The organism is Synechococcus sp. A10-1-5-9 (assembly GCF_047716785.1).
Taxonomy (GTDB): domain Bacteria; phylum Cyanobacteriota; class Cyanobacteriia; order PCC-6307; family Cyanobiaceae; genus Synechococcus_C.
The window spans coordinates 619,332-644,148 of record NZ_CP180406.1 but is presented as its reverse complement, the minus strand read 5'-3'; the positions used below and the strand labels follow the sequence as shown (position 1 = coordinate 644,148).

Here is a 24,817-nt window from a genome sequence, read left to right as displayed (position 1 = left end):
GTGCCCCGCATTCTTCACTCGGCTGACTGGCAGATCGGCAAGCCCTACCGATGGATTACTAATCCTCAGAAACAGGCTCGTCTCCAGAGAGAACGTGTCGAGGTCGTCAGCCGCATCGGCGACGTTGCCCGCCATGAATCGGTGGATGCCCTTCTCGTGGCCGGCGACCTTTTTGATTCCTCAACCGTTCCGGCCGCGGAGGTCTTGGAGGTGATGGAGCTGATCGGTGCGATGCCGTGCCCTGTTCTTGTGATCCCCGGCAATCATGACCACGGTGGTGCGGGTGGTATCTGGCGGCGGGAGGATCTTCAGCGCCGGATGCGTGAACGGGCCCCGAATCTGGAGCTTCTGACCCAACCCGAGCCCATGAGCAGAGCGGGGTTGACCCTGTTGCCCTGTCCCCTGCTTCGTCGTCACGACAGTGTCGGTCCGATGCGCTGGCTTGATCAGCTCAACTGGCAGGATCTGGATCCAGAGGCTCCACGCGTTCTGCTGGCCCATGGATCGGTGCAGGGCTTCGGCTCAGGGACTGATGTCAATTCCTTGAACCTGGAGCAACTTCCCACCGGAGAGCTCGATTACATCGCTCTCGGTGACTGGCATGGATTGATGCAGGTTCAGAGCAATGCCTGGTATAGCGGTACACCTGAGCCTGATCGATTCCCAACGGGTCCAGATGATCAGCGGTCGCAGGTGATTTTGGCCGACCTCACAAGGGGGGACGATCCTCGGGTTCAGATGTTCACGACAGGGCGGGTTGCTTGGCATCGGATCACCATGCAGCTCCAGGGGATGCCCGATCTGGAGCGCCTGCACCATCAACTCGACGCTTGCATCGGCAGTCGCGTGGGCAGGGATCTACTGCGACTTGAACTGAACGGCCGGCTTGGCTTGGACGCCCATTGTCGTTTGCAAGCACTTCTTGAAGAGCTTTCAGAGCAGCTTCTGCATCTGCGCTTGCGAGGTGAGCTTCGGCGACATCCAACCGATGGAGAACTCGATCAGTGTTTAAACCGGAGCGATGGTCCTCTCCTCAGCAGCATTGCGGCAGGTTTGAAACAAGAGCTCGAGGGTGGTGCTGACCCACTGATCGAGCAGGCTTTGATTGAACTCCATCAGCTCTGCGTCGCCACTTCATGCGCTTAATCCGCTGCCGGCTGGAGAGTGTGCGCCGCCACCGAGAACTGGAGGTGGCGTTTGTTCCGGGGTTGACGTTGATCGGCGGTGGCAACGAAACGGGGAAGAGCTCACTGGTGGAGGCCATGCATCGCACGTTGTTCGTGCGTGCCACAGCTACCGGTGCCGCCGTTCGTGATCTGCGCTCCGCGGTGCATGCCGGTCATCCCCAAGTGGAACTCGACTTCGAAGCGGATGGGCATCACTGGTCTCTGCAGAAATCTTTCAGTGGTTCCGGTGGCACCTGCCGCCTCAGTCGGATCGGTGCGTCAGCGCATCTGGGCGGAGAAGCCGAGGATCGCCTGGCTTCACTGCTCGGTGTTGAGGAGATCATCGGCAGTCGGCAAGTGAACCGGGTCCTGCCCAGCCGCTGGGCCCATCTCTGGGTGATGCAAGGGCTTGCAGGCCGCAATCTTCTTGATCTCGATGGCAGCCATTACGACCTCAATGGCCTCATTGCTGCCTTGGAGAGCCAGGCTTCGGAATCACTGCAATCACCCCTGGATCAAGACATTCACGATCAGCTGGAGGCGTTGGTCGCCTCCAGCTTCACCAGTCGTGGCGTCAAGCAGCAGAGCGAACTCTGGAAGCGGCGTCAGGAGTTGCAGCAGGCTGAGCAGCGCCATCAGGACGCGTGCCAACAGCTGGAGATCTATGAATCGGCCTGCGAAGAGCTCGATCGCAATGAGCAGGCCCTGCGAGATCTTGAGACTGGCGCTGTTCCTGAACTACGACAGCAGCGCAGCCGGCTAACCACCCTGCTCGATCTGCAGCGGTCGCTCGCACCGCTGATTCAGGAGGAACAACAGCTCAAGCAGCAGCTCAACAGCCTGAAGTCTCTTGATGCCGAAACAGAGTCGACAAGCTGTTCAATCCAGGCCCACCGCCACGATCTGGAGAAAGCGGTGGTGCTGGCCACACAGCAGTCCGAGCAACTCAAAACGAGGCAGGCCTCTCTCAACGCTCTAGAAGAGCAGCGACATGCGCTTGAGGAGCGCGGTCATGCACTGCGACGACAGCAGGAGCTCCGGACCCTCGAAACCCGGATTCGTGACCATCAACAACGGGATGATCTGCGAGCACAGCTTCAATCGCAACAGACATCACTCCGGAACAAGCTTGATGCTGCACCGGGACAAACCACCGAGGCTTTCTCTGCCCTGCAGCGTTTGCAGGAGCGTCTTCGAGAACTGCAGATCCGACTGAACAGCATGGCGTCGTCCATTCATCTGGAAGCGGCTGATCAGGAGGTGGTGCTCGATGGTGATGCGTTGTTGGAAGGACAGACCCTGCAGCGTTATGGGGCGTTCCGACTCCAAGTTGGTGGGGGGGTGATGGTGCAGGTGATTCCCGGAGAAGGCACAGGCATGGCCTCACTGACCACTGAGCGCTCACAACTCCAGGCGGCGTTCGACGAAGGACTGCGTCAGTGGGGCGCGTCATCCCTGGATGAGGCCAGGGAGCAGCTGCTTCAGCAGCAAAAACTCACCCAGGAGCTCGCTCTTGTGAATGCGCGCCTCCAGCAGTTGGATCATCAGCGTCCTGCCCAAGGTGACGGCAATGAATCCCTTGAAACCCTGCGGCAAACACTGTCAGCCCTTCAGCAGGACCTCGAACCTGAGACAGCGTTCACGATGGATGCCACGGCTCTAGATCAGGCACTCCTCGACTGCCGGGCCTCCTATAAATCGGTCCAGGAGCAGACACGGACGCTTCGCGCGGGCCTTGAGGCCCTGGAACGCAGCCTGATCGCTGTTCAGTCGGAACGGCAAGAGCGACGGGTGACTGTGGAACGCCTGGAAGCCCAGCAGCTTCAACGACGCCAACAACGCCAAGCCTTGGTGGAGACTCACGGTGAATCGGCACAGATCCAGCGTCAGCTGGACGTTCTGATGGAGACAAGCCGCGTGCAGCAGTCCAAGCTTCTCGCGCTGGCTGCCGAGGCTGGTCTTGATCGAACGGCCGACGCCAAGATGCAGCTCGCCTCTCTTGAACAGAAAGAACAAACTCTTTCCCGTCGGCGTGAGGATCTCAATCGTGAACAAGGTGGCCTGCTTGAGCGTTGCGATCGTCTCGGCCGTAGCGACTTGCACGCGCTGGTCGAGGAGACAGCAGCCGCAAGGGATCTGGCGATCCGGGCTGAACAACAGGCAACTTTGGTGGCTGAGGCGCGCCAGCTGCTTCTGAGGCGTTTCCAGGAGGCGCGACGGGATCTGTCCAGGCGCTATTCCATGCCCCTCAGGCAAAGCATCAATCGCTTTATGGCTCCTCTACTCCTGGAGGCCTCGGACGAGTGTGAGCTGAATGTCGATCCCACTGAAGGCTTGAATGCCCTGCGGCTGCAACGATCCGGGCGGTCATTTGATTTTGCCCAGCTCAGTGGAGGCATGAAGGAGCAGTTCAATGCCGCTCTGCGCCTGGCGATGGCCGACACCCTGAGCAGCAGTCATGACGGTTGCCTGCCCCTGCTGTTCGACGATGCCTTCACCAACACCGACCCCAAGCGTTTGGTTTCAGTACTGACGATGTTGCGCCAAGCTGTTGATTTTGGGCTTCAGGTGGTCGTGCTGAGCTGTGATCCAGAGCCCTACCGCGAGATTGCCGATTCCTGCGTGATGCTTCCGCCTGTGTAGCCATCGGTTCAGAGCGCATTCTCAATCACATTCATGGCCTTGAGATAGGCGGGAGGCTCGGCGTTGGCCTCCGACTCCTCGATTCCTGAGTCGTCTCGGATTAACCGGCGAGCGTTGTCAGCGATCACCGCATTCACCACCAGGTCCATCGCTTCTGGCTGATCAAGGTTTTGAAGCGCGTCCGCGTAGCGACGGCTGTGCGTGGGGCGAACAGATTCCTGACAGTAATTCGAAAGCTCCCGGCTTTCGGTCATCACCGAAAAGGCCACATCCTTGGTGCTGGATTGGCCATAGATCGCCATATACAGAAGGTTCACCATGGAGGCGTCATGGACGGGAATCGCATATTTTCGGGCGATCTGAGGCCAGTAGCGCAGTGCTTTGAGTCCCTCAAGTCCTCCCTTGCGCAAGCCTGCGTCTTCGCACCAGTTTTCCAGTTCCTCCATGGATTGAGGGCAGCGTTGCTCCGCGCGCATGTGTTCGGCGAGCACTTGTCCTGCCTGGAAATTCCGGGTTGGCTTTCCGGAAACAGGACGCATCATGCTGCCGCGGACATCGGCGACCATCGCCGTGAGTTGGGCAAAGGTGTGATCCCGCACCTTCTCCATATCCCCTCCTCGAACAAGAGCGGCTTCGATTCTCTGGACCCCGTAGCCGAGTTCAGTGAGGGGAAAGGGTTGCCGGTTGTAGAGGCTTTGCCTGTTCCGGCGAGCCATCGACACGGTGGCTGCCTGATCGAGGCATTGATCCAGCAGCAGGGTGAGCAAGGTGGGGAGAACCCCGGGATTGTCGTGGTGGTAGGTGTAGCCGAAACCAGCGAACACCGATGACATGTTCTTGGCGGCTTTGATGTATTGCCCCTCGATGTTGTGAACCCCAGGTGAGACCTGGATATTCGGGGAGAGGCGATCCAGCATCCGTGCTGCAAGCAGGGCTGTGAGGGCACTGGGGTGGCAGAAGTTGGCCGTGAAGCTGTCGTGGGGGTTGCGCAGTGCCCCGTGCCGATGGAATCCGGAGAAGAATCCGAGATTGGGGACTTTCTCACAGAGCACATACGACTCGTTGGCGATGTGGTCGTGGCTGAATGACCCGGCTAGGCAGGCCAGAACCACATGTTCACGGCCGAGTTCCTCACGCAATCGGCAGGCTTCCTGCAGGTCTTCCTCCACGTGATTGCTGTTTGCGCTGAGAACAACCAGCTCGCAGCGCTGCAACAGGTCCTTGAGGGTGTTGGGACAGCGCTGACCGTTTTGGAGATGACTTCCCATCCGCTCCACGCTGGCAACGTGATCCGGGTCCATCCCATCGAGAGCATCCTGGGAGAAGGCACCCAGAAGTTCTCTCCCAGGGCGGGCAGCCAGCAGCAGTGACGCAGGTTCGTCCTGCTGCATAGCGCAGTTGTAGGCAAGTGAGGCGGGGTACAACCCCACGCTGTAGAAGCCCACTTTCCCTGACTCAAGATCGCGGATGCGTTGCCGAACCAGATCGCCATCCAAGCTGCGAGGGAAGAAGCCGTTGCTGTTCAGGGCCGTGTTCATGCGTTCGGCGCAATCTCCTTTGATCAAGCCTTGATGCCTAAGCCTAAGCAGTGGCCACGATCCATCTCATACGTACCGGCAAGCTGCCTCCAGTGAGTGATTGGCTGGATGGCCTGATCGTGGGATCGTGACGACCGGTTTAGCGATCGAGGTGTTTCGGATGGATCTTGCCCAACTCCATGAGGAGCTCCTCTCCAGTTCTGATCTGTTGATCGTTCAGGACCTGGACGGTGTTTGCATGCCGCTGGTGAAGGATCCGCTCACCCGCCGGATGCCAGCGGATTATGTGCGAGCGGCCGCGCTACTGAAGGGTCGCTTTCAAGTTCTGACCAACGGAGAGCATGAGGGCCGCCGTGGTGTGAACCGGCTTGTGGAGGCTGCCCTTGGTGATGCTGCAACGGCCGCACGGGAAGGCCTTTACCTCCCGGGACTGGCAGCTGGTGGCGTGCAGCTGCAGGACTGTTACGGAGAGCTCACCCATCCAGGCGTCAGTGATGCGGAGATGGCGTTTCTCGCCCAGGTGCCAACGCGTATGCAAGGTCTTCTTGTCCAGCGCCTTCCTTCCGTCATGCCCGAGCTCGGAGACGAAGCAATGGCTATGGAGATTCAGCGGGCGATCCTCGACACCCAGGTCTCGCCAACCATCAATCTCAACAGCCTCTTCAGCCTGATTCCGAATGACGTGGCCCGGCAACGGCAGCTGCAGGCGATGCTTCAGGAGCTCATGGATCAGTTGATGGCGATGGCAGCAGCCGAAGGTCTGGGCCATTCCTTCTTTTTGCATGTGGCTCCGAACCTTGGACGGGATCAGGAAGGTCTTGAGCGCCTCAAACCATCTGAAGCCGGCGATGTGGGAAGCACCGATATTCAGTTCATGCTGCGGGGTGCAATCAAGGAAGTTGGATTGTTGGTCTTGATCAATCGCCACATTGCCAATCGAACTGGTAATGCACCCTTGGGTGAGAACTTCAACGTGCGTACAGCTCCACACGACCATGGGGCACTGCTCGCGCTCTGCCATGAGAGAATTGCCAAGGACCTGATGCCCCACCTTGTTGGCGTTGGCGACACCGTTACCTCAACGCCTTGTCCTTCAGGGGAGGGTTGGTTACGTGGTGGCAGTGACCGCGGATTTCTCACCCTTCTCCAGGAGCTTGGTGAGAGTTATGGGCTCCACAACCGGGTTGTTCTCGTCGATAGCAGCGGCGGGGAAGTGGATCGTCCTTCCCTGCTTGATGGTTGCTTCGAGGGGATCAGTGATCCAAACGACTCACTGCGGTTTGATGTCTGCATCCCTGAAGGCCCGGAGCGGTATGTGAACTGGTTTATCGCGCTTGCGGAAGCGCATCACGGGCGAGCACTCTCAGCATGAACGGCAACTGGGTGATGGAAGGTTTGCCTCCACTCACCCAGACGGCCTGTTCCTCACTCCACGGCCTGGTGCCCGGAACGATCAGCCGGGATTTCGAGGCATGGTCGGGCAGAAAGGCTGCCGTGAAGTTGCGTTGTTCCACCAGCAGCTTGAGGTCATTGAAATGGACACCGTCGGCTGTCTCAATCACTTCAAGAGCGCCATCGGATCGCAGTGCATAGATGATGCGAACGTCGGCCAGCCTCATCTCTCCGTAGACACCGCGATAGTCGGCTGGAGGAATCTGATCTTGATGACTGAAGGCATGCAATCCACCAACAAAGAGACGAAATTTCTCCTCTCGAGACGGTGTGAGATCCCCGTATCCGAAGACCAGTTCTCCTTCACGTGTAATAGCGATGTAGGCCCTTCCAGCCGCCGCCGCTCGATTTCCAGCCCGCCAGGTTCCATTGCTCAGCATCAGATCGCCATGGAGAGCCATATCCAGTTCCCCCCGGCCGAACTGCTTTTCGAAGGTTGGGCCGGTGAAAAAAAGCAGGGCCTCGGGATCCTCATTGGCTTCGAATTCCCGGTTCCAACCTCCGAAAAATTCCAGATCAATCCAGCGTGGATCCAAAATCACACTGCTGTATTCAACTGCGATGGGGTCTCCGTTCGCTCGGACGAGTTCGGCACGTTGATCAGGGACGAGGCGAGCAATCTCATCCCGTGATGGGGGTTGGGGCGGCGGCTGTTTGCGCAGGACCGTGATCAGTGCAGTTGACGGCTCAGGCCAGTTCAAGGCTCCGCCACTGAAGATGCGGGCACTGATTCCCCCGGCGATCCCGGCGAATACTCCGAGTGCGATCAGCGGCCAGATGCGCACAGCTGCAGCTCAAAATCGCATACCGATAATGGATCAATTTGCTGAATTCTGCGGACTGCGCTCTTCCTCGTCTTGGCAGTTCTCTGGTGATCCGCCAGGGTCAGCGTGGCGATGCCCTTCTGGGTGGTTTGCAGCTGGAGACCTGGTCGGAGGATGGATCGGTCCGTGGTCGACGCTTTCTACGTATTGGACGTCGCTACAGCGAAATCCTCTATCAGAGACGTTGGCAAAAAGTGTCCGCCTGTGGCCTCACCGTGACGCGTGACCAGCAGGGAAGTGCAAGCCGTGTGCTGCTCACCGACAGACCCAAGGTGATGCTTGAACGGTGGCGTTACTCGACCGGATGGCTGCGGATCATTGAAAGCGGCGTCCTTAAAATTGAGTCCTGACGCCATGAGTGTTCTGCCCTCGCCATTCCCGTCTCTACGACGACGACGCCTTGAAACACTTCAGGTGAATCTTGGCTACCGCTGTAATCAGAGCTGTCGTCACTGCCATGTGGATGCAGGTCCCTGGCGTACGGAAATGATGGAGTCTCACCAGGTTGAGCTCATTCCGCAGGTCCTGAGGCACTGCCAGTTGAAAACCCTTGATCTGACAGGGGGTGCCCCCGAGCTTCATCCGCAGTTCAGAGACCTTGTACGTGCCGCCCGAGCCCTAGGCGTTGCGGTGATTGATCGCTGCAACCTCACGATTTTGTCGGAACCTGGGCAGGAATCACTAGCTGAATTCCTAGCCGAGTCAGGTGTGCGCATCGTGGCCTCGCTTCCTTGTTATGAAAAGGAACGGGTCGATCTGCAGCGGGGCAGAGGTGTGTTCGAGCGCAGTCTTGATGCCTTGAAAGTGCTGAATCACTTGGGATATGGAATGCCTGGATCTCCTCTGGAGCTGGATCTTGTTTACAACCCATCAGGTCCTTCCTTGCCTCCGCCCCAGCAGTCTTTGGAAGAGCAATACAGGGAGCAATTGAAGGCATCCCACGGGATTTCTTTTCATCATCTGCTGACGCTTGCCAACATGCCGATCAAGCGTTTTGCTCGAGACTTGGAGGTCAGCGGAGAGCTAGAGGGTTATCAAACCCTCCTTCGAGAGGCGCATTGTTCAGACAATCTGGATGGGGTTATGTGTCGGACGTTAATCAGCGTCAGCTGGACCGGTGCACTTCATGACTGCGATTTCAACCAACAACTCGGTTGTTCAGTCGGCGCAGAGCCAGCTGTGCTCGAGGATTTGTTGACAACGAAGGATGGCTTGGTCGATCAGCCGATTGCCGTAGCGGATCACTGCTTCGGTTGCACAGCTGGACAAGGTTCCAGCTGTGGCGGTTCGCTCAGCTGAGATTCACGTCGACGTTTGCTGGCGCAAAGAGCAGAACCTGATCTCCAACGCGATGTTCCTGGCCATCCAGTGCTCTGACTCCCCCGGAAACGAAATCGGCAGTTCTTTGCGCCAAAGACGGTTCCATGGCCGTGAGATTCAGGACCACGATGCATTGTTCGCGAACGGCAAGGACCGCCTCCGCTCCCTGCTCGAATCTCAGGGGGGTGATCACGAGAACCTCGTGGAATGCTTGGAGTTGACCAATATTCATCACATCCAACTTGGCGAGGTGAAGGTGCGGTGGGAACAAACGTCATCATGGGAGCATGAACGCCTCACAACTGTCTGATCAGGGGCCGGCCCATTGCGGCAGCAAACCCAAACGTCTTGCCATCGGTATCGCTCCGTTGGGAACGGTGTCCATTGGAATCGTGCCGATGGGCGTTGTGTGCATCGGAATCGTGCCGATGGGTGTTGTCTCCATTGGCGTTGTGGCCATGGGGGTGATCAATTTCTCGATCGTGGGAATGGGTCTGCTGGCAGTTGGAGTGAACACCATGGGGGTGTGGACCGCTGGACCGATGAGTATGGGTTTAGTGCGAATGGGAGCACAGCCTGGTGTTCATGATCACAACGCGCACCATGGCGGTGGAGGCTCACAGTCCGCTACCGCAGGCGATCCTCGTACTCTCGCCTATCCAACCCGAGAGCTCGCCGAAGACCAAGCCAAGAACCTTGGCTGCAAGGGGGCCCATCAAATGGGGAATTTCTGGATGCCGTGCTCGGAGCATCCGAAGGGACATCACTGATCCCGCTTCATTGGCACTGAGGGCAAATGCCGCTCACTGTGAGACTGGACCCGATGAGGTCAAATCCAAATCCTGTGCTGGCTTTCAGTCCTGCATTCAGAACAGCTTCACTTTCAAAGTCCTCTGTGCGTCCGCATCGCACGCAAACGAGGTGGTGATGGCGGATGTGTTCGGCGTCAGCGAGTTCGAACCGACTGCCGTTACTGGTTTCCAGTTCTTGGAGAAACCCCATCTCCACCAACAGTCGCAATGTGCGGTAAATCGTGGCAAGCGATACCTTTGATTGAAGGTGCAGCAGTTGGTGGTGCACGTCCTCCGCGCTGAGATGTCGTCCACTTCCCAGCGATTCGAACAGCTCCAGGATCAGACGTCGCTGGGGTGTGAGTCGACGTCCCTCTTGATGGAGCCCTTGCTTTAAGGACCCGCCAACCTCAGGTTGCGTGGAGACAGAAGGCAACCGAATCCTGCAGCGTTTCTCAATAGTAATGTTTATTGAGATTATGGGCCAACGGCAGCGATCAATCCAATCTTGTCCGTGCCCGCACGCTGATCGTGGCCGCTGCCTGCGGTGATCTGATGGCTTGTCTCGCCCGTTTGATTCGTTCCATTTCTCAACGCACGCAGGTCTGGGTGATCGCCCACTCCCCCAGATTGATCGACGCCCTAGCGGATGGTGACGGCTGTCACCAGGTGTATTTGGAGCGCGAGCTGGGATCCACAAAAATCCCTGAACAGACCATGCTGGACCGCAGTGCCTGGCGCTGGCCTTCCTGACGCTGCTCATGCCACGACTGATCCAACTCAGTGATCCACACCTGGTGGCGCAAGCCGATGGGAGGGTTCGCGGACGATCAGCGTTGTCTTTGTTCCGAAAGGCTCTCGATCGGGCCTTGCATGAACAGCCTGACCTCGTTCTGGTCACTGGAGATTGCTGCCACGACGAAACCTGGTGCGGTTATGTGCGGCTGCGGGACTCGCTTGACGATGCGATCCCAAAAAACTCTGCAAGTGCATTTCGCTTTGGCCTGTTGGCCGGCAATCATGATCATCCCCAACGGCTGCGGGCCGTTCTTGGGCGCCGCTGGGTCGTAGCTCCCGGGATGGTGGATAAAGGATGGTGGCGTGTGCTTGTTCTGTCCAGTCACCGAGCAGGGGGATGCGCCGGACTGATCGGTGGTGCTCAGATGTCTTGGCTCACCAGTCAGCTCAGGGAGGCAGAGACGCTCGGAAAGTTCGTGGTGGTTGCTCTTCATCACCCTCCTGTTCCGATTGGTGATCCTGCAATGGACAGCATCGGTCTCCTTGATGGAGCGCAGCTGATGGATGTTCTGAAAATGTTTTCGTCGGTTAGGGCTGTGCTGTTCGGACACATTCATCAGCATTGGCAGGACGAGCTAAGCCCCGACTTTCAGCTCACCTTGCTCGGTTGCCCTTCGACGCTTGCCTCATTTGATCCTGTGCAGCCCTGTCCGCTCGGAAGGGCCTGGGACCCCGGAGGACGTGTGCTCGATCTCATGGGAGATGGTTCTGTGCAGGAGCGACTCTTGCGCTGGTCTTCAGTCCAGGACGATCCAGAGTGAACCGGATAGTGTGGCGTCCTGTTTGAGGACGAGGGTGTCAGCTTCCTGGACGGTGTCGATGCGATTCGTCGCCAGTGGTCTTTTTCTCCTGGCTCATGGACTGCTGGTGCTCGAGCACATTGCCCTAGGCACAGCTCTTCATGGAATTGCCGAAGTGTTTCTTGCTCCTTGGGCCCTGCGCCACAAAGCCTGGGATCTGATTGTGATCGGAATCGTCTTCTGTGTATTCGATCTCTGGGGAACCCTTCGTCTTGTCAACGGGTTGGCTTAAGACCAACCAGGCTGCCCTTAGGGTTCAGTCCACCACTGCGACACGATGCCAGCATTGTCTGAACGGCTGCCGTCAGCAACTGTGACAACGAACAGACGCTGACCATCGCGTTGATAGTCGTACCGACAAAAGCCTGGCCCTGTGCCTGAGCAAGACGCTAGAGCCCGTAGATCAGTTCCTGACAGGGTCTTCTCAAAGTCAAGAACTGGGCGTTCAGGTGCAGGACGCCATCCCGATGCAGTGAGAGAAGCATTGGCTTGCACGATGGACTGACCGCTTTGCAGGGTCACGCTGGAGGTGTCGGCCTTGGATGTCGATGCAAAACTTCCCAGAATGAGACTGGCCAGGACAAGCTTCCAGCGCATTGCATTAAAGGGCTCTGACTCCGGCTTAGCAACGGAATTCAGGCGAGTACCACCGATACAACCCCTATCAGACCCGAACCTTCACATTCGAGTGTTCAAGTGTGTTTGGGGTTAGCTGTTGCGGCTGGCTTCTTCGGCTTCACGAGCTCCGACGACGAGGGCAGCCAAAAAGGGAAGGATGGCTAGGGCAGTAAGAACTTCCACCGTTTCATTGACAACTCACCAAACATTGACCTTTGTCAACGATAAGAAACGTCTCAACAGCTACGAATGCTGAGATGACAAGACTAATCGGGGCGACAGGATTCGAACCTGCGACCTAGTGCTCCCAAAGCGTCCTCAAAATCGCTGAGAGTGCTTGCAATCACTGGCTTTTGTCGGGCAGCAGCAGGGCTGAGTTGCAGCGAAAGTTGCAGAATTCCCGAGATTTCACAAATCTGCACAAGTCGCTCACTGCCCGTGCAACTGACCCCGTTTGGGGGTGTTTTCATCCTGCAATCTGGATTTCACTTGAACTGTCGATGGGACAGGGATACCCCGTCGATTGGGGGCTGATGCTCATAGCGAGTCCTGGCATAGGTCGCATCTACTCAGGACTCGCTATCCCCATCACTATCAGTGCAACTGATCCAGTTTGACTGACTAAGACTAAGTATTTGCGCCTGAGAGGATTTTCCTAGGTATTCTATTTATTGCAATACTTAAATTGATCTGACTCAAAAGTACTGGTAGGAGTGTTGCACTTGGGAGAACTAAATGCATTCACTCAAACGAGAACACGAGCATCAATCCATCACTGAACGATGGCAGGCCGTCGATGATTATTTCGACTGCATCAGCGAGTGCGACCTCGATGATGGGAAATGTGTCATCACCTGCGTGAGGACCCATCTGAGCATCGATAACGGATCGGATTTTTTGATGGCGTCTTGAGCTATCAACCTGACCGACCCCCAGTGGTCGGCTAGTTGCCGTACATCTTGAAGCTGCTGACGCCGAGCTTGTACGGCAGCAGACCTTTGGCGATGCCGAGGCACATATATCCCAGAGCATCGCTCATATGCCCGTGATCGCTCTTGGGGTCGGCAACTGATTTACCTGGGGCGTATTCCAGTGAGGCGAGGGAACGCACGAGTCGCTTGGCGCTGGGGTCGATCTGCAACTTGCGACGGTTCTGTGCGTCGCGGATGAACATTCGAACGGCAGCGTATTTATCGCGGATCGCCCAAGGTGCTTTCGGTGCCTTCACCTTGAAGCCGGACTGGCGAAGGATTGCATGGTCCGACAGTCCCATGCTGCTGGTCTGGCTCCTGCTGCCCGTTGGATCGGGGAAGCAGATGATTTCCATGCGCGGGTAGGCCCTGCGGACTTCCTGCGCCAGCATCCTGGTGTCGGCGTCAATCAGCACGAATTCCCGCAGGATCACCAGCTTTTCGCCCTGCAGCTGACCGACACAGGCGCACATCGGATTGCGGTTGAAATCGCATCCCATCAGCAGCGGTTCGTTCGGGTCGTAGTGGCCGGCGCCGACGTTGTTGGCCCTGCTGAAGTCCGCATAGATGGCACCTAGGAGGGATTCGATCGAGGCTTCGAATTCCTGCCGATACAGCGAGGGATCCATCGTTGCTTTGGCTTCATCCACGAATTCGGGGCTGATCCAGCCACCGTCAACTGATTTGAAGCTCCAGCGGTCCCATCCAGGTGTGGACTTCGCTCGTTCCCACAATTCGGCGCTGAAGTTGCCGCCACCGGCAGGGGTGGAGCAGAACAACACTCGACCCTCGGTGGTGACAAGCTATGGATCAGGGCAGCAACCCCCAACCCCGAGATGTGCCACTTAGATCAGCGGCACTTCCCAACTCATCCCACCTCGGCCTTGAGGCGGGTGCGGGCTGCTTCCACTACATCGCGCAGATCATCGCCATAGAGACGCTCGCCGTAATCCCTCATATGGGTGTCGACCGAGTGACCCATCAGCTTCGCCGCCACCCTGATGGGCAGGTTGTAGACCATGCTGCTGCGATAGGCGAAACCATGCCTGAAGCTGTAGATCGACATTCGTTCATCGGTCTGGCCCTGCGCTTCGGATTGCAGCTGCTGCCAAACCTCATTCCGCTTCAGGTGCTTCAGCAGCTTGTCGCTCGTCTCACCGTCCTTGGTGCCTAGGGGCGGCAATCCCGTGATTCCGCTGCTGAGTTGCACCAGCAATCTCTCGCCCATCCCTGTTGCACCTTTGGGATCCAGCGGTTCCAGGTATCGCGGTGGTGTTGGTTCACCCCGACCGCTCCGCTTCCGGTAACTGCAGAACAACCGACCGCTGCGAACTTCCAGATACTTCAGCTCGACGCCCCGGAGACCGAACACTCCCAGCAGACCGAACGCCAGCTTCCAACGTGGATCAGCGATCGAGTCATACAACCGGAGAAATGCATCATCCAGCAGATAGGCGGCTTTGCCTTCGCGGGTGGTCTTGGTGTCATTCGGTGGGCGTTTGCCTTTGATCGTCACCAGCTCTTCACCCTCGGGCGGCCACCAGCGGACATCCATCCCCACCTCCTTCACCGCGAATCTGAAGAACGCTGCTGCACGTTCGACGCGCACAACCCGTCCACGTGTTCCTGGTTTGCCGGTGGCGATCCGTTGCAGAACACCTTTTGCAGTGGTGGGTGCGCCAAGCCCTGTCACCACTTCCAGCACACGCCGCAGGGCATAGACGTGCTGAACATCGAAAACCTCAGCTTTCACCATGCCGGAGTCGACGAGGTGGCTTCGGTACCGATCCACAACATCACTCCAGCTGACCTTCACATCCAGCCCTGTGGTGGTTTCAACGGCAGTCAGCAGACGCACTGCTTCCTGCAGTGACATTCCACTGCGGCTGCACATGTGCTCGTGAACAGTCTTGATTGCTCCGAGGATCTCCATGCTGTTCGCCGCTTCCCACTTGATGGGCAGCACTGCGTTTTGGCGGGTGCCGTCCTTCCAGCGCTTCTGCAATCGGGTGTTGGGGGTGCCGGTTCTGCTGTTGCCTTCGTGGACGGTGAAGCCACCCAGTGGGAACTGAGTTTTCACCATCGCTCGAAGCGTGGTGACCCATGCCGGTGTTGTGGAGCTGGCCATATCTCTCCTACAGAAACCAAAACCAGCAGACCATCGCCGTTGGAACGATGACGACCGCTGTGAATACAAACGCCGCGAGTGGTGCAGCAGCAAAAAAGAAGGTCAGAGCGAATAGCCCTGCCACCATCAATCCGTGACTAACTCGAACCTCGCTGTGCATCCGCCTGCGTGAAGTCACTTGCACCACCTTCTTTTCCACAGAAGCGCCGGACGGTCGGCACTTCTTTTCGATGGTGGTGTGTCCGACGATGGCCTCTTCGAGTTCATCAATCAGTGCTGACAGCTGCCGGTGTTGCCAGCTGTTTTCAGACCACTGGTGCAGACGCAACAGGAATCCGATCTCGTGCTGAAGCTCGATCGCCGTCATCTGGGCATCGGGAACGCTCTGGGATTCCATCTCTTTGATCACCGTCGCGACCTTGCGCTGGAACGGACCGACGACGGGATGGGTTTTTGTCTTAACTGCCATCACTGCCACCGGGTCCAACTGCAGGGCTTGGCATAACGCCAATAGATCTCGGCATGACCAGAACGCACGAGCTGCTGCTGAACGTTTACGCCGTTGGCATACAACTGCCCCACGGTGCGGCCATTCCGATCAGTGGTGATGCGCTCAAGCGTAATTTCCTTTCCGAAGAGGAAACTGCGCAGATAGTCGCGTGCTGCTTTGGCTGGAACTGGGTTAGCCCTGCTGCCCGTCAGCTCGGGCGTGTCGATGCAAGCGAGGCGAATCTTTTCACCTGCAGTTGTGGTGCAGGTATCGCCGTCATAGCAGCGTTTGATGGTGACATGTTCCCTGGCGAATGCAGGGCTGGCCACTGCCATCAGCAGTGCAGCCGTCAGAATTGATTTCATCAATCCAATCAGTGGTTGGGTTGGTCATGGGTCAGGCGGTTGCCGCCGCGCTGACCCACCTCAATGCACGGGTGCTTCGAGTTGCACAAATATAGCCCTGTGCAACCCGCTTGAGTTGCACCACGAGTTGCATCTCGCCCGAATCCACGCATCTCTGCAACCCGCCGGGCGTATAGGGTGGAGTTGGGTTGTCGCGTGAAACCGTTGCGGTTACAAGCTTTTTATCAGTCGGGGCGACAGGATTCGAACCTGCGACCTAGTGCTCCCAAAGCACCCGCGCTACCAAGCTGCGCCACGCCCCGTTTTCAAGATTGTAAGTGCTGGCCCGTGCGCTGCTTGGTTGTTTGCTTGTGTGTGCCATCAACTCTCATGCCTACCCTTAGAGAAGATGATTACTCCTTAATGGACTGGACCCCCGGAGCGGTTGCGTCCTTGCGGGAACGTTTCGACCTCCCCTTCGTGCGTGCAGATCGCGAAGGGCTTGTGGTTGAGTTCAATGATCGCTTCGGCACGATCTACGGATGGGATTCGTCTCTCCTTGGGGAGACGCTCGGGATGATCCTTCCGGAGGAGTTCCGTGAACTTCACCATGCTGGGTTCGCCCGTTTTCAGATCACCGAGTCGTCGCAGGTGGTGAATCATCCTCTTGAGTTGGCCACAATCTGTGCCAACGGCTCGGTGATTCGCAGTGAGCACTTCATCGTGGCTGAAAAAGATTCGAAAGAAGGCTGGAGTTTTGCGGCCACGTTGAGGCCCTTGGAGGGCCCCCATGCCTGCTGAAGGATCCGCGACACCGCAGAGCGAGACTTCTGCACTCGTCTCCCAGCTGAGACAGTCACTCGGTTTGCTGAGGGTGGCCTTCGATGCCACGGGTGAAGCCATGCTGATCGTTGATTCCGAGCGCCAGGTGCGCTGGGTGAATCAGACAGCCGCTGAACTTTGGGGGGGCGGGCTTCCTTTGCGCGTGATTGGTAAGCGCTTGGAAGCCCTTATTTGCTTACGCCATCTGGATCAACGGTTGCTTCCGTTGACTGATTCTAACCATCCTCTCAATCAATCTCGTCTGGGTGAAGGGCAGGTCTCCTTGTTGGTTCAGGCGATTTCGTCCCTTGAAAGCAGCCAACCGGATGTCCTTCAACGCATGGTGTCTTGGCGGCCAATCACCGAAATGGGCGGTGTCTTCACACTGCTGATCTTCAGAGATCTTGAGCCACTTGAAAAGTCGCTCCAACAGCAACGTGCCTTCATCAACTCCCTGGCTCATGAGTTGCGAACTCCTCTTGCCATTCTCTCTGGAAGTTTGCGTCGCCTCGATCGGAAGAGTCCATTGGCGGCCCCCCTGGACAGAGCTCTGAACAATGCCATCGATGAAACCAAGCGAATGGCCGCTCTCGTTGACAAACTACTGCTTCTTTCAGAACTGGATACTGATCGCTTTAATTGGAATCTCAAGCGTGCGCCACTGGATCAATTTCTTGATCAATGGTTGAACTCGCTTGTCGCAGATGATCGATCGAAAGTTCATATGCATTGGCAAAGTGCCCCTTCAAATTGCTTGATGGAGTTTGATCAGCTTGCGGTGAATCGAATCTTTGACTCTCTTCTCGGCAATAGCTTGAGGTTTGGTGGATCTGACGTCACGTTCACGATCAACGTTGTCGTCAACTCATCTTTCGTCGATCTGAGTTTTTCCGATAATGGCCCCGGGATTCCTGATGATCAAGACGTCAGCACGCTATTTGAGCGTTTCAGCAGGCTAGAGGCTCACCGAACCCTTGGAGAAGGTGATGGTTGCGGCCTTGGCTTGTGTGTTGTGAAGAGTCTTGTCGAAGGGATGCGGGGGGAGGTTCTGTTTGAAGGAGAGAGTCCTGCAGCTGGAGCTTCGAAGCCATTCAAGGTCAATCTTCGCTTTCCTATTGTTAAAACTATTTCCGGGGAACACGTGGTCCAGGCAGATGTTGATCCAAAAGTTCAGGAAGATGTTCAAACAGATCAGGCTTAAGGATGTAGTCGACTACGCCAAGATCGTTAGCTTGCAGGCGCTTGGTTTCATCGTTAAGTGCGGTTACTACAATGACGGGTACAGTGATCGATCGGTCTTTAAGTTCCTTAAGACACGCAAAGCCATCCATTTCAGGCATCATTAGATCGAGAAAAATCAAATCAACTGATTCGCGCTCCAGTAATTGAAGAAGCTTAAGACCTGTCTCACAAGGAAAAGCATTTACGCCTTCGTCGATCATCTCCTCCGCAATTAATTTGCGAAGTCGTGGATCGTCATCAACGATTGCGACCTTATAAAGATCACCCATGGTTCACAACTGCGCGGGTGTCGCTTTAGACATGTAAAGAATGAAGCATATGGGTCGCCTGAGATTCGAACTCAGGACCAATCGGTTAAAAGCCGAGTGCTCTACCGCTGAGCTAGCGACCCTACTTGAACCGGTGCATCGACACAGGTACAGGTTGTGCCGTGAAGCACCCCTGAAAAGTATCACCCGGGGGAACCTTCGTCCAAGGGGCCGCCCTGCATGAGTTCAGATGAGCTGAAAGCATGGGTTTCATCCCGCAGCAGGTCCGATGACTGAACCGACCGGCCCCCTGAACGAAGTCTTTTCCTCCCCCCGGGTCGATCCAGGCGCGTGGGTGGCTGATAGTGCTGTTGTGATGGGTGATGTCCAGATTTCCGCTGCTGCAAGCCTCTGGCCGATGGCTGTCGCGCGTGGAGATCTGGCACCGATCGCCATCGGATCGGGCAGCAATGTTCAGGATGGAGCCGTTCTGCACGGTGATCCGGGAGCACCCGTCATCATCGGCAGCGACGTCACCGTCGGGCACAGAGCCGTCATCCACGGCGCAACCCTTGAAGATGGGTGTCTGATCGGCATCGGTGCCATCGTCCTCAATGGCGTCACCGTCGGCCGTGGTGCCCTTGTGGCTGCGGGTGCCGTGGTGACGCGTGATGTTCCGGCGGGGAGCCTTGTTGCTGGTGTGCCGGCGCAGGTCAAGCGTCAGCAGGATGAAGACGCACTTGATGCTCAGAGGGAGCATGCACGCCGGTATGCCGAACTGGCGCGCACTTGGCAGCAAATGCTGCAAATCCAAACGCATTGATGCAACGCAGCGTCGTTGGGCTCTGCAATCCTTAGGATCTCCCAATCTCCCGACTGGATTCATGGACCTCCGGCTCGTCCTCGTGGCATCTCCCATCCTTCTTGCTCTGGGTTGGGCCGGCTTCAACATCGGTCGTGCCGCTGTTGGGCAGCTTCAATTGATGATCAAGCGCAGTCGGGTCTGATTGAGATCGACCGCCTGGATCGATAGGGTTGAGTTCCACCGACCTTGATCCATTTGGCAACTCCATCCGTTGTGGTGATCGGTGCTGGACTCGCTGGCACGGAAGCAGCGTGGCAAGTGGCTGAAGCCGGCATCGATGTTCATTTGGTGGAGATGCGGCCCATTCGTCGCTCTCCGGCTCATCACAGCTCTGAATGTGCGGAGCTTGTGTGCAGCAACAGCTTTGGAGCCCTCAGTAGTGACAGGGCGGCGGGCCTTCTCCAGGAAGAATTGCGGCGTTTGGGGTCTGTCGTGATTCAGATGGCCGATCGTCATGCCGTTCCCGCGGGAGGGGCTCTTGCCGTTGACCGTGGCCGTTACAGCGCATCGCTGACCCAATTGCTGGATCAGCATCCCCGGGTCTCGTTTGAGCGCAAAGAGCAGATTGCGCTTCCTGCTTCTGACCAGGTCACCGTTCTCGCGACGGGCCCACTCACTAGTGATGCTCTCGCTGATGATCTGCGCCGCTTCACCGGACGGGCGGACTGTCATTTCTTCGATGCCGCGAGCCCGATCGTTGAAGGTGACAGCGTTGATATGACCAAGGCTTTTCGAGCGAGTCGCTACGACAAAGGCGACGCGGATTACATCAACTGCCCAATGAATCGTGAGCAGTACCTGGCTTTCCGCGATGCCTTGTTGGAGGCAGAACAGGCAGAGCTCAAAGACTTCGATCAAGCGAATGCCACATTCTTCGAAGGATGTTTGCCCATCGAAGAACTGGCCAGGCGCGGTGAAGACACGATGCGCTATGGCCCCCTCAAGCCAATTGGCCTTTGGGATCCGCGTTGGGGTGATGTGAATGACCGGGATGTTCGCCGGGCCAAACGTGCCTATGCGGTGGTGCAGCTCCGTCAGGAAGACAAGGACGGCCGGTTGTGGAACCTTGTGGGCTTTCAGACCAATCTCAAATGGGGGGAGCAGAAACGTGTATTGCAGATGATTCCTGGCCTTGAACAGGCGGAATTTGTTCGATTCGGCGTGATGCACCGCAACACGTTTCTGGAAGCTCCAGCGTTGCTTGATGCCACCCTGCAGTTCCGCTCAAGGCCCACCCTGTTGGCTGCTGGCCAGATCACCGGTACAGAGGGCTACGCCGCCGCCGTGGCCGGAGGCTGGCTCGCTGGCACCAATGCAGCCCGCCTAGTGCAGGGAGAACATCCCATTGATCTTCCTCGCACCACGATGGTTGGGGCGTTGACGCATTTCATCAGCGAAGCACCGTCCGGAAAATTTCAGCCGATGCCTCCCAATTTCGGGTTGCTGCCTGAACTTCCCGAGCGCATCCGCGACAAGCGCGCCCGCTACGGCGCTTATCGGGACAGGGCGCTAGCCGATCTTCTGCTAGCAACGGAGAAAAGGACCCCTCTGGATGTCGCCTGTCCGGCCTGAAGACCGACTAATTGAACGTCGGTCCCTGAAAATCGGGGTGATCGCCAGCGCTGTGATGGCCGCAGCCGGGATCGGTGTCCACGTGATTTCCGGATCTTATGCCGTGCTCCTTGATGGTCTGTATTCCGCGGTGATGGTGGGATCAGGACTGGTCGCAGCACGGATCAGCCGCAATGTGGTGCGCCCCCCCGATCGGGCCTATCCCTATGGATACGACGGTCAGGAAGCGTTGTATGTGCTGTTCCGTTCTCTTGTCTTGATCGGTGTGTTGTCATTTGCCGCTGTTTCGGCATTCAGCACAATTGTTGATTACGCCAACGGCACTCCCGTCATGGCCGTTCGCCTCGGTCCTGTGGCGTTCTATTCCCTGGCCATGGTGGTGATCTGCTGGGGCCTGGCCTGGCGTCACCAATATGACTGGGTGATGGCAGGTCGCCACTCCCGGATCCTTCTCACTGAGGCGAAGGCTGCGCGCGTGGATGGGTTGATCAGTGGGTTGACAGGGCTCGCCTTGCTGGGGACGCCTCTGCTTCAGGGCTCAGTGCTGGCCGTACTGATACCGATCGTGGATTCAGTCCTTGTGTTGGTCGTGAGTGTTGCGGTGCTGCGCGAACCACTGGAGGGATTTCTGACCGCGCTCGGCCAGGCTGCTGGAATGTCGGCTGAATCCGATCTGATCCGCAGCACACGACTGGCTTTGGAGGATCTTCTTGCTGGACTCTCGTGCTGGTTGCTCGATCTCACGGTTTACGAGATGGGGCGCACTGCCTTTGTTGTGGTGTACCTCAATCCAAACCAACCCATGGATGGTGCTGCCATCGATGTGATTCGCGACCGGATCCAGGAACGCTGTCGTGACTTGCTGGCCAGACCTGTTCGGACGGAGGTGATTCTTACCGCCATTTCTCCCTTCTCAGCAAGCAGCGCCTCCTAGGTTTGGACGCTGACGCGAACCGAGCACGTGGCCTCGAGCACCAAGCCGAACTGGGATGTGATCGTGATCGGCTCGGGGATTGGTGGTCTGGTGACTGCTTCTCAGCTGGCTGCCAAAGGGGCGAAGACGCTGGTGCTCGAGCGCTACGTGATTCCTGGTGGGTCGGGCGGGAGTTTCAGGAGGGATGGATACACCTTTGATGTGGGTGCCTCGATGATTTTCGGGTTCGGAGAGCACGGCCATACCAATCTGCTGACTCGGGCCTTGGCTGATGTAGGTCAGAGCTGTGAAACGGTGCCGGACCCCGTGCAGCTTGAATACCACCTGCCTGACGGTCTCACCATGCAGGTGGACCGTGATTACGGCGGATTCATTGCTCGCATGGCGGCTCGCTTTCCCCACGAGGCCAAGGGCATCCGTGCGTTTTATGACACCTGCTGGCAGGTGTTTCGTTGTCTTGATGCCATGCCGCTGTTGTCCCTCGAGGATCCGGCTTATCTGGCCAAGGTGTTTTTCCGTGCTCCCCTGGCCTGTCTTGGTTTGGCTCGCTGGCTTCCTTTCAACGTCGGAGATGTGGCACGTCAGCACATCCGCGATGAAGAGCTTCTGCGTTTGATTGACATGGAATGCTTCTGCTGGTCGGTGATGCCCGCCGACCGCACACCAATGATCAATGCGGGCATGGTGTTTTCCGATCGTCACGCCGGTGGTATTAATTACCCGAAGGGAGGCGTCGGCACGATCGCCGAGAAACTGGTTGCTGGCCTCGAGAGCCATGGCGGTGAGATTCGCTATCGCTCCAGAGTCACTGACGTCATCATCGAAGACCGGCAAGCCGTGGGCGTTCGCCTCGCCGATGGACAGGAACTTTTTGCCCGCCGCGTGGTGAGCAACGCCACCCGCTGGGACACCTTTGCGGGGGATGGCTCTCCTTCTGCAACCCTCGTGGATTCAGGCAATACTCCAGTCGCGGAAGCAACCTGGCGTCGCCGCTACCAACCTTCGAGTTCATTTCTGTCGTTGCATCTCGGCGTCAGGGCCGGCGTCATTCCAGAGGGGATGCACTGCCATCACCTCCTCCTTGAAAACTGGAATGAGCTCGAGTCTGAACAGGGGGTGATCTTTGTTTCGATTCCCAGCTTGCTTGACCCGTCTCTGGCTCCTGAAGGTCGCCACATCGTGCATACCTTCACGATGAGTGAGATTTCCGCCTGGTCTGGACTGACTCCCACCCAGTACAAGGCCAAGAAAGAGGCCGATTCCGCACGGATGATTCAACGATTGGAATCGATTTTGCCGAACCTTGGTGCCTCTATCGAACTCAAGGAGGTGGGGACACCTCGCACCCATCGCCGTTTCCTCGGGCGAATGGGAGGTAGCTATGGCCCGATTCCATCCATGCGCCTGCCGGGATTGCTGCCGATGCCGTTCAACCGAACCGGTTTGAAAGGGTTGTACTGCGTGGGTGACTCCTGTTTCCCTGGACAGGGTCTCAATGCGGTGGCGTTCAGTGGCTATGCCTGCAGCCATCGCATCGGCGCCGATCTAGGCCTAAACGCCTGGGCGTTGCCGGCTTAGCGAGCCACAGGTCTTTGCGTTGCTTCTTAAGGTTTTCAGGTAGCTCTTTCGGTTATGGCCCCGCCGTCTCAACCCAGCGCAGCGGATCTCGCTCGGTACATGGAGCAACGCGGGGAGCTTGGTAAGCCTTGGATGTTGCAGATGTTGCGGCTGGCGAAGCTCAAAGAAGCTAAGTCTTCGATGTCGCCCGAGGCTTATATAAAAAGTCTGCAGGACGCTCATGCCGATCTGATGCGCATGGGCGAATTCTGGAAAGGCCGTGAATCCGAGGTGTTTACCGGTGGTTATGTCCCTTCTCAGGTGATCGAACCCAGGCCAGGATCTCCAGAGGATCGGTGAACAGTGAACGATCGATATCGCCTTTCCATATTGATCCGTGGAACCTTGATATGTGTTTATCTGGCCCTGGTGCTTCCACTGCCCTTGATGGCACCGCATCCCCTACAACTGTGGCTCTGGCTAGCCGCTCCACTCGGCCTTTTCTTCGTGGTGGCATTATTGAGTGAAGAAGTTTCCGTGGATGACAATGGTTTTGTCGTTGGATATCCTTTTTGGTGCCGATGGTTGTTGCGTCGGGGATGGCAGCTGCGCTGGGATCAAATTTGCCGAGTTGTACCTGTTGGTACCAGTCAAGGCGGCACTGTTTATTATCTCAAAACCTTAGGTGAGGGACATCGTCTTCTCCCCCAACGATTAGAGCGTTTTGATCAATTTTTGAAGGTTGTTGAGGAACAAACGGGTATCGATACACGTGGCATTGGAAGGCTAACGCCTCCTTGGACTTACCAGTTACTTGCAATGCTTGCTATTTTGATGCTTATCGCGGAATTATCGATTGCTTCTGCTATTCAATTCAACTGGCTGGCTATTCCAGCAGGTTATCAAGGCTGAAACGATAACCTTGCTGGCGAACAGTTGTAATTCCTCCTCCATCACCCAGGCCAGCTTGCTCAAGCTTTCGCCTAAGAGTTAAAACCTGGGTATCGACTGATCGTGGACCTCCGCTGAACGGTGGCCACGCCATTCTCAGCAATTCTTGCCGACTGCGCACCATGCCAGGAGGCATCAGCAGTGCACAGAGGAGAGCAAATTCGCGAGGACTCAGTTCAACAGGTTTTTCGCTCAAAGTCACCTGACGAAGCAGAAGATGCACTTCGAGGGGGCCAACTTTGACACGTTCCTGGAGGCCACTGCGTTCCCGTTTCAAGAGGGTCCGGCAACGTGCAGCGAGCTCCTCTAAGCCGAACGGCTTGCGGAGTACATCATCTGCACCGTCATCGAGCAGGCCCACAACGGGTTCCGCACCGTTGCGAGCCGTGAGAACGATCACAGGGCATCGCAGCTGCTGGCCGAGGCGTAATGCCGAGCTCTTTTCCAGGATCTCTGCGCTGATCAGCAGATCGGGTGATTGGTCCTGACACAGTTCAATGGCTTCAGCTGATGAGGCCACTGCCGCCGTGAGGTGCCCGTCCTGACGCAGGCGCTGCACGAGAACGGTTCGAAGGGTTGGATGGGGTTCAACCACAAGCACGCGCGCCGGTTCACGTGCCGGGGTGCTTGGAGCTGGGTTCTGCTGGACCGGCGCCAGTCCGGATCCGTTAGTGAGCAGATCTCGGGAAAGAGGAGTCACACGATGTGGTCAAGCGGCTATAGGCTAAGCCCAATTCAACGGC

Annotated in this window: 29 protein-coding genes and 2 tRNA genes; 18 read left to right on the top strand and 13 right to left on the bottom strand. The window is 57.1% G+C overall.

Annotated elements, in window-relative coordinates:
* Both ACLM45_RS03765 and ACLM45_RS03760 read left to right on the top strand, forming a co-directional pair.
* Positions 1 to 1,146, top strand: a complete 1,146-nt coding sequence (locus tag ACLM45_RS03765; RefSeq protein WP_415410673.1) for a metallophosphoesterase family protein — start codon at positions 1 to 3, stop codon at positions 1,144 to 1,146.
* On the top strand, positions 1,137 to 3,809 hold the full coding sequence (locus tag ACLM45_RS03760; protein WP_415410671.1) for an AAA family ATPase: 2,673 nt from the start codon (positions 1,137 to 1,139) through the stop codon (positions 3,807 to 3,809). Before ACLM45_RS03765 ends, ACLM45_RS03760 begins: the two co-directional genes overlap by 10 nt.
* Positions 3,810 to 3,817: 8 nt before the next feature.
* On the opposite strand, the gene ACLM45_RS03755 is transcribed toward ACLM45_RS03760, so the two are convergent.
* Positions 3,818 to 5,347: a hypothetical protein gene (locus ACLM45_RS03755; RefSeq protein WP_415410670.1), complete on the bottom strand. Its 1,530-nt coding sequence runs from the start codon at positions 5,345 to 5,347 to the stop codon at positions 3,818 to 3,820.
* 151 nt (positions 5,348 to 5,498) lie between these two features.
* Between ACLM45_RS03755 and stpA the strand changes: the two genes are divergently transcribed.
* A complete protein-coding gene (gene stpA, locus ACLM45_RS03750) occupies positions 5,499 to 6,719 on the top strand; it encodes a glucosylglycerol 3-phosphatase (protein WP_415411339.1) in 1,221 nt (406 codons plus the stop codon).
* On the opposite strand, the gene ACLM45_RS03745 is transcribed toward stpA, so the two are convergent.
* Positions 6,673 to 7,584 (bottom strand): hypothetical protein, encoded by a 912-nt coding sequence (locus ACLM45_RS03745; protein WP_415410668.1) that lies wholly within the window; start codon positions 7,582 to 7,584, stop codon positions 6,673 to 6,675. The two genes, stpA and ACLM45_RS03745, sit on opposite strands and share 47 nt — an antisense overlap.
* A 38-nt stretch (positions 7,585 to 7,622) precedes the next feature.
* Here ACLM45_RS03745 and ACLM45_RS03740 point away from each other — a divergent pair, with 38 nt between their 5' ends.
* Positions 7,623 to 7,973, top strand: a complete 351-nt coding sequence (locus ACLM45_RS03740; protein WP_415410667.1) for a hypothetical protein — start codon at positions 7,623 to 7,625, stop codon at positions 7,971 to 7,973.
* Between the two features lie 4 nt (positions 7,974 to 7,977).
* Complete coding sequence (gene arsS, locus ACLM45_RS03735; RefSeq protein ID WP_415410665.1) at positions 7,978 to 8,922, top strand: arsenosugar biosynthesis radical SAM (seleno)protein ArsS; 945 nt, start codon at positions 7,978 to 7,980, stop codon at positions 8,920 to 8,922.
* Here the strand turns inward: arsS and ACLM45_RS03730 are convergent.
* Positions 8,915 to 9,214: a cell division protein SepF gene (locus ACLM45_RS03730; RefSeq protein WP_415410663.1), complete on the bottom strand. Its 300-nt coding sequence runs from the start codon at positions 9,212 to 9,214 to the stop codon at positions 8,915 to 8,917. The genes arsS and ACLM45_RS03730 overlap by 8 nt on opposite strands.
* Positions 9,215 to 9,230: 16 nt before the next feature.
* On the opposite strand from ACLM45_RS03730, the gene ACLM45_RS03725 reads away from it, so the two are divergent.
* Positions 9,231 to 9,713: a hypothetical protein gene (locus tag ACLM45_RS03725; protein WP_415410661.1), complete on the top strand. Its 483-nt coding sequence runs from the start codon at positions 9,231 to 9,233 to the stop codon at positions 9,711 to 9,713.
* A 7-nt stretch (positions 9,714 to 9,720) separates the two neighbouring features.
* Here ACLM45_RS03725 and ACLM45_RS03720 read toward each other — a convergent pair whose 3' ends face one another.
* On the bottom strand, positions 9,721 to 10,170 hold the full coding sequence (locus tag ACLM45_RS03720) for a Fur family transcriptional regulator (RefSeq protein WP_415410659.1): 450 nt from the start codon (positions 10,168 to 10,170) through the stop codon (positions 9,721 to 9,723).
* A gap of 35 nt (positions 10,171 to 10,205) precedes the next feature.
* Between ACLM45_RS03720 and ACLM45_RS03715 the strand changes: the two genes are divergently transcribed.
* The 3 genes from ACLM45_RS03715 to ACLM45_RS03705 are packed head-to-tail and all read left to right on the top strand — an operon-like array spanning position 10,206 to position 11,564.
* Complete coding sequence (locus tag ACLM45_RS03715) at positions 10,206 to 10,487, top strand: hypothetical protein (RefSeq protein WP_415410657.1); 282 nt, start codon at positions 10,206 to 10,208, stop codon at positions 10,485 to 10,487.
* 8 nt (positions 10,488 to 10,495) lie between these two features.
* Complete coding sequence (locus tag ACLM45_RS03710; RefSeq protein WP_415410655.1) at positions 10,496 to 11,293, top strand: metallophosphoesterase; 798 nt, start codon at positions 10,496 to 10,498, stop codon at positions 11,291 to 11,293.
* 34 nt (positions 11,294 to 11,327) lie between these two features.
* Positions 11,328 to 11,564, top strand: coding sequence for a hypothetical protein (locus ACLM45_RS03705; protein WP_006041550.1), 237 nt, complete (start codon positions 11,328 to 11,330; stop codon positions 11,562 to 11,564).
* Positions 11,565 to 11,581: 17 nt separating this feature from the next.
* Here ACLM45_RS03705 and ACLM45_RS03700 read toward each other — a convergent pair whose 3' ends face one another.
* The 6 genes from ACLM45_RS03700 to ACLM45_RS03675 all read right to left on the bottom strand — a co-directional run bounded on the left by ACLM45_RS03700 (position 11,582) and on the right by ACLM45_RS03675 (position 16,206).
* The gene (locus tag ACLM45_RS03700) at positions 11,582 to 11,929 is read right to left on the bottom strand and encodes a hypothetical protein (protein ID WP_415410653.1); all 348 of its coding nucleotides are present in this window, start codon (positions 11,927 to 11,929) and stop codon (positions 11,582 to 11,584) included.
* A 964-nt stretch (positions 11,930 to 12,893) separates the two neighbouring features.
* Positions 12,894 to 13,700, bottom strand: coding sequence for a hypothetical protein (locus ACLM45_RS03695; RefSeq protein ID WP_415410652.1), 807 nt, complete (start codon positions 13,698 to 13,700; stop codon positions 12,894 to 12,896).
* 89 nt (positions 13,701 to 13,789) lie between these two features.
* Positions 13,790 to 15,049: a hypothetical protein gene (locus ACLM45_RS03690; RefSeq protein ID WP_415410651.1), complete on the bottom strand. Its 1,260-nt coding sequence runs from the start codon at positions 15,047 to 15,049 to the stop codon at positions 13,790 to 13,792.
* 7 nt (positions 15,050 to 15,056) lie between these two features.
* The gene (locus ACLM45_RS03685; protein ID WP_415410649.1) at positions 15,057 to 15,518 is read right to left on the bottom strand and encodes a hypothetical protein; all 462 of its coding nucleotides are present in this window, start codon (positions 15,516 to 15,518) and stop codon (positions 15,057 to 15,059) included.
* Positions 15,518 to 15,904: a thermonuclease family protein gene (locus ACLM45_RS03680; protein WP_415410647.1), complete on the bottom strand. Its 387-nt coding sequence runs from the start codon at positions 15,902 to 15,904 to the stop codon at positions 15,518 to 15,520. The genes ACLM45_RS03685 and ACLM45_RS03680 overlap by 1 nt, the downstream gene beginning before the upstream one ends.
* Before the next feature lie 228 nt (positions 15,905 to 16,132).
* A tRNA-Pro gene (locus ACLM45_RS03675) sits at positions 16,133 to 16,206 on the bottom strand.
* A gap of 67 nt (positions 16,207 to 16,273) precedes the next feature.
* Between ACLM45_RS03675 and ACLM45_RS03670 the strand changes: the two genes are divergently transcribed.
* Together ACLM45_RS03670 and ACLM45_RS03665 are read left to right on the top strand one after the other, a co-directional pair.
* The gene (locus ACLM45_RS03670) at positions 16,274 to 16,684 is read left to right on the top strand and encodes a PAS domain S-box protein (protein WP_415410645.1); all 411 of its coding nucleotides are present in this window, start codon (positions 16,274 to 16,276) and stop codon (positions 16,682 to 16,684) included.
* Positions 16,674 to 17,906, top strand: a complete 1,233-nt coding sequence (locus ACLM45_RS03665; RefSeq protein ID WP_415410643.1) for a sensor histidine kinase — start codon at positions 16,674 to 16,676, stop codon at positions 17,904 to 17,906. The genes ACLM45_RS03670 and ACLM45_RS03665 overlap by 11 nt, the downstream gene beginning before the upstream one ends.
* On the opposite strand, the gene ACLM45_RS03660 is transcribed toward ACLM45_RS03665, so the two are convergent.
* Both ACLM45_RS03660 and ACLM45_RS03655 read right to left on the bottom strand, forming a co-directional pair.
* On the bottom strand, positions 17,830 to 18,216 hold the full coding sequence (locus ACLM45_RS03660; RefSeq protein WP_415410641.1) for a response regulator transcription factor: 387 nt from the start codon (positions 18,214 to 18,216) through the stop codon (positions 17,830 to 17,832). The genes ACLM45_RS03665 and ACLM45_RS03660 overlap by 77 nt on opposite strands.
* A gap of 50 nt (positions 18,217 to 18,266) precedes the next feature.
* Positions 18,267 to 18,338, bottom strand: a tRNA-Lys gene (locus ACLM45_RS03655).
* 146 nt (positions 18,339 to 18,484) lie between these two features.
* Between ACLM45_RS03655 and ACLM45_RS03650 the strand changes: the two genes are divergently transcribed.
* The 7 genes from ACLM45_RS03650 to ACLM45_RS03620 all read left to right on the top strand — a co-directional run bounded on the left by ACLM45_RS03650 (position 18,485) and on the right by ACLM45_RS03620 (position 24,035).
* On the top strand, positions 18,485 to 19,018 hold the full coding sequence (locus tag ACLM45_RS03650; RefSeq protein ID WP_415410639.1) for a gamma carbonic anhydrase family protein: 534 nt from the start codon (positions 18,485 to 18,487) through the stop codon (positions 19,016 to 19,018).
* Positions 19,019 to 19,079: 61 nt separating this feature from the next.
* Positions 19,080 to 19,202 carry a photosystem II protein Y gene (locus ACLM45_RS03645; protein WP_006041544.1) on the top strand — a complete coding sequence of 41 codons (123 nt, stop codon included), beginning with the start codon at positions 19,080 to 19,082 and terminating at the stop codon, positions 19,200 to 19,202.
* Positions 19,203 to 19,255: 53 nt separating this feature from the next.
* Positions 19,256 to 20,632 carry an FADH(2)-oxidizing methylenetetrahydrofolate--tRNA-(uracil(54)-C(5))-methyltransferase TrmFO gene (gene trmFO, locus ACLM45_RS03640; protein ID WP_415410638.1) on the top strand — a complete coding sequence of 459 codons (1,377 nt, stop codon included), beginning with the start codon at positions 19,256 to 19,258 and terminating at the stop codon, positions 20,630 to 20,632.
* A complete protein-coding gene (locus ACLM45_RS03635) occupies positions 20,613 to 21,566 on the top strand; it encodes a cation transporter (protein WP_415410636.1) in 954 nt (317 codons plus the stop codon). Before trmFO ends, ACLM45_RS03635 begins: the two co-directional genes overlap by 20 nt.
* Positions 21,567 to 21,593: 27 nt before the next feature.
* Positions 21,594 to 23,144 carry a carotenoid isomerase gene (gene crtH, locus ACLM45_RS03630; RefSeq protein WP_415410634.1) on the top strand — a complete coding sequence of 517 codons (1,551 nt, stop codon included), beginning with the start codon at positions 21,594 to 21,596 and terminating at the stop codon, positions 23,142 to 23,144.
* A gap of 54 nt (positions 23,145 to 23,198) precedes the next feature.
* Positions 23,199 to 23,483, top strand: coding sequence for a hypothetical protein (locus ACLM45_RS03625; RefSeq protein ID WP_415410633.1), 285 nt, complete (start codon positions 23,199 to 23,201; stop codon positions 23,481 to 23,483).
* Positions 23,484 to 23,486: 3 nt separating this feature from the next.
* Positions 23,487 to 24,035 carry a hypothetical protein gene (locus tag ACLM45_RS03620; RefSeq protein WP_415410631.1) on the top strand — a complete coding sequence of 183 codons (549 nt, stop codon included), beginning with the start codon at positions 23,487 to 23,489 and terminating at the stop codon, positions 24,033 to 24,035.
* On the opposite strand, the gene ACLM45_RS03615 is transcribed toward ACLM45_RS03620, so the two are convergent.
* Positions 24,010 to 24,774, bottom strand: a complete 765-nt coding sequence (locus ACLM45_RS03615; protein WP_006041538.1) for a response regulator transcription factor — start codon at positions 24,772 to 24,774, stop codon at positions 24,010 to 24,012. The genes ACLM45_RS03620 and ACLM45_RS03615 overlap by 26 nt on opposite strands.
* Positions 24,775 to 24,817 lie beyond the last annotated feature (43 nt).

Coding starts and splice junctions, on each gene's coding strand:
- ACLM45_RS03665 (WP_415410643.1), top strand. CDS start 16,674: ATGCCTGCTGAAGGATCCGCGACACCGCAGAGCGAGACTTCTGCACTC.
- ACLM45_RS03670 (WP_415410645.1), top strand. CDS start 16,274: ATGCCTACCCTTAGAGAAGATGATTACTCCTTAATGGACTGGACCCCC.
- ACLM45_RS03625 (WP_415410633.1), top strand. CDS start 23,199: ATGGCCCCGCCGTCTCAACCCAGCGCAGCGGATCTCGCTCGGTACATG.
- arsS (WP_415410665.1), top strand. CDS start 7,978: ATGAGTGTTCTGCCCTCGCCATTCCCGTCTCTACGACGACGACGCCTT.
- ACLM45_RS03650 (WP_415410639.1), top strand. CDS start 18,485: ATGACTGAACCGACCGGCCCCCTGAACGAAGTCTTTTCCTCCCCCCGG.
- ACLM45_RS03710 (WP_415410655.1), top strand. CDS start 10,496: ATGCCACGACTGATCCAACTCAGTGATCCACACCTGGTGGCGCAAGCC.
- ACLM45_RS03685 (WP_415410649.1), bottom strand. CDS start 15,518: ATGGCAGTTAAGACAAAAACCCATCCCGTCGTCGGTCCGTTCCAGCGC.
- ACLM45_RS03645 (WP_006041544.1), top strand. CDS start 19,080: ATGGACCTCCGGCTCGTCCTCGTGGCATCTCCCATCCTTCTTGCTCTG.
- ACLM45_RS03635 (WP_415410636.1), top strand. CDS start 20,613: ATGTCGCCTGTCCGGCCTGAAGACCGACTAATTGAACGTCGGTCCCTG.
- ACLM45_RS03700 (WP_415410653.1), bottom strand. CDS start 11,929: ATGCGCTGGAAGCTTGTCCTGGCCAGTCTCATTCTGGGAAGTTTTGCA.
- ACLM45_RS03755 (WP_415410670.1), bottom strand. CDS start 5,347: ATGAACACGGCCCTGAACAGCAACGGCTTCTTCCCTCGCAGCTTGGAT.
- ACLM45_RS03660 (WP_415410641.1), bottom strand. CDS start 18,216: ATGGGTGATCTTTATAAGGTCGCAATCGTTGATGACGATCCACGACTT.
- ACLM45_RS03680 (WP_415410647.1), bottom strand. CDS start 15,904: ATGAAATCAATTCTGACGGCTGCACTGCTGATGGCAGTGGCCAGCCCT.
- ACLM45_RS03725 (WP_415410661.1), top strand. CDS start 9,231: ATGAACGCCTCACAACTGTCTGATCAGGGGCCGGCCCATTGCGGCAGC.
- ACLM45_RS03690 (WP_415410651.1), bottom strand. CDS start 15,049: ATGGCCAGCTCCACAACACCGGCATGGGTCACCACGCTTCGAGCGATG.
- ACLM45_RS03760 (WP_415410671.1), top strand. CDS start 1,137: ATGCGCTTAATCCGCTGCCGGCTGGAGAGTGTGCGCCGCCACCGAGAA.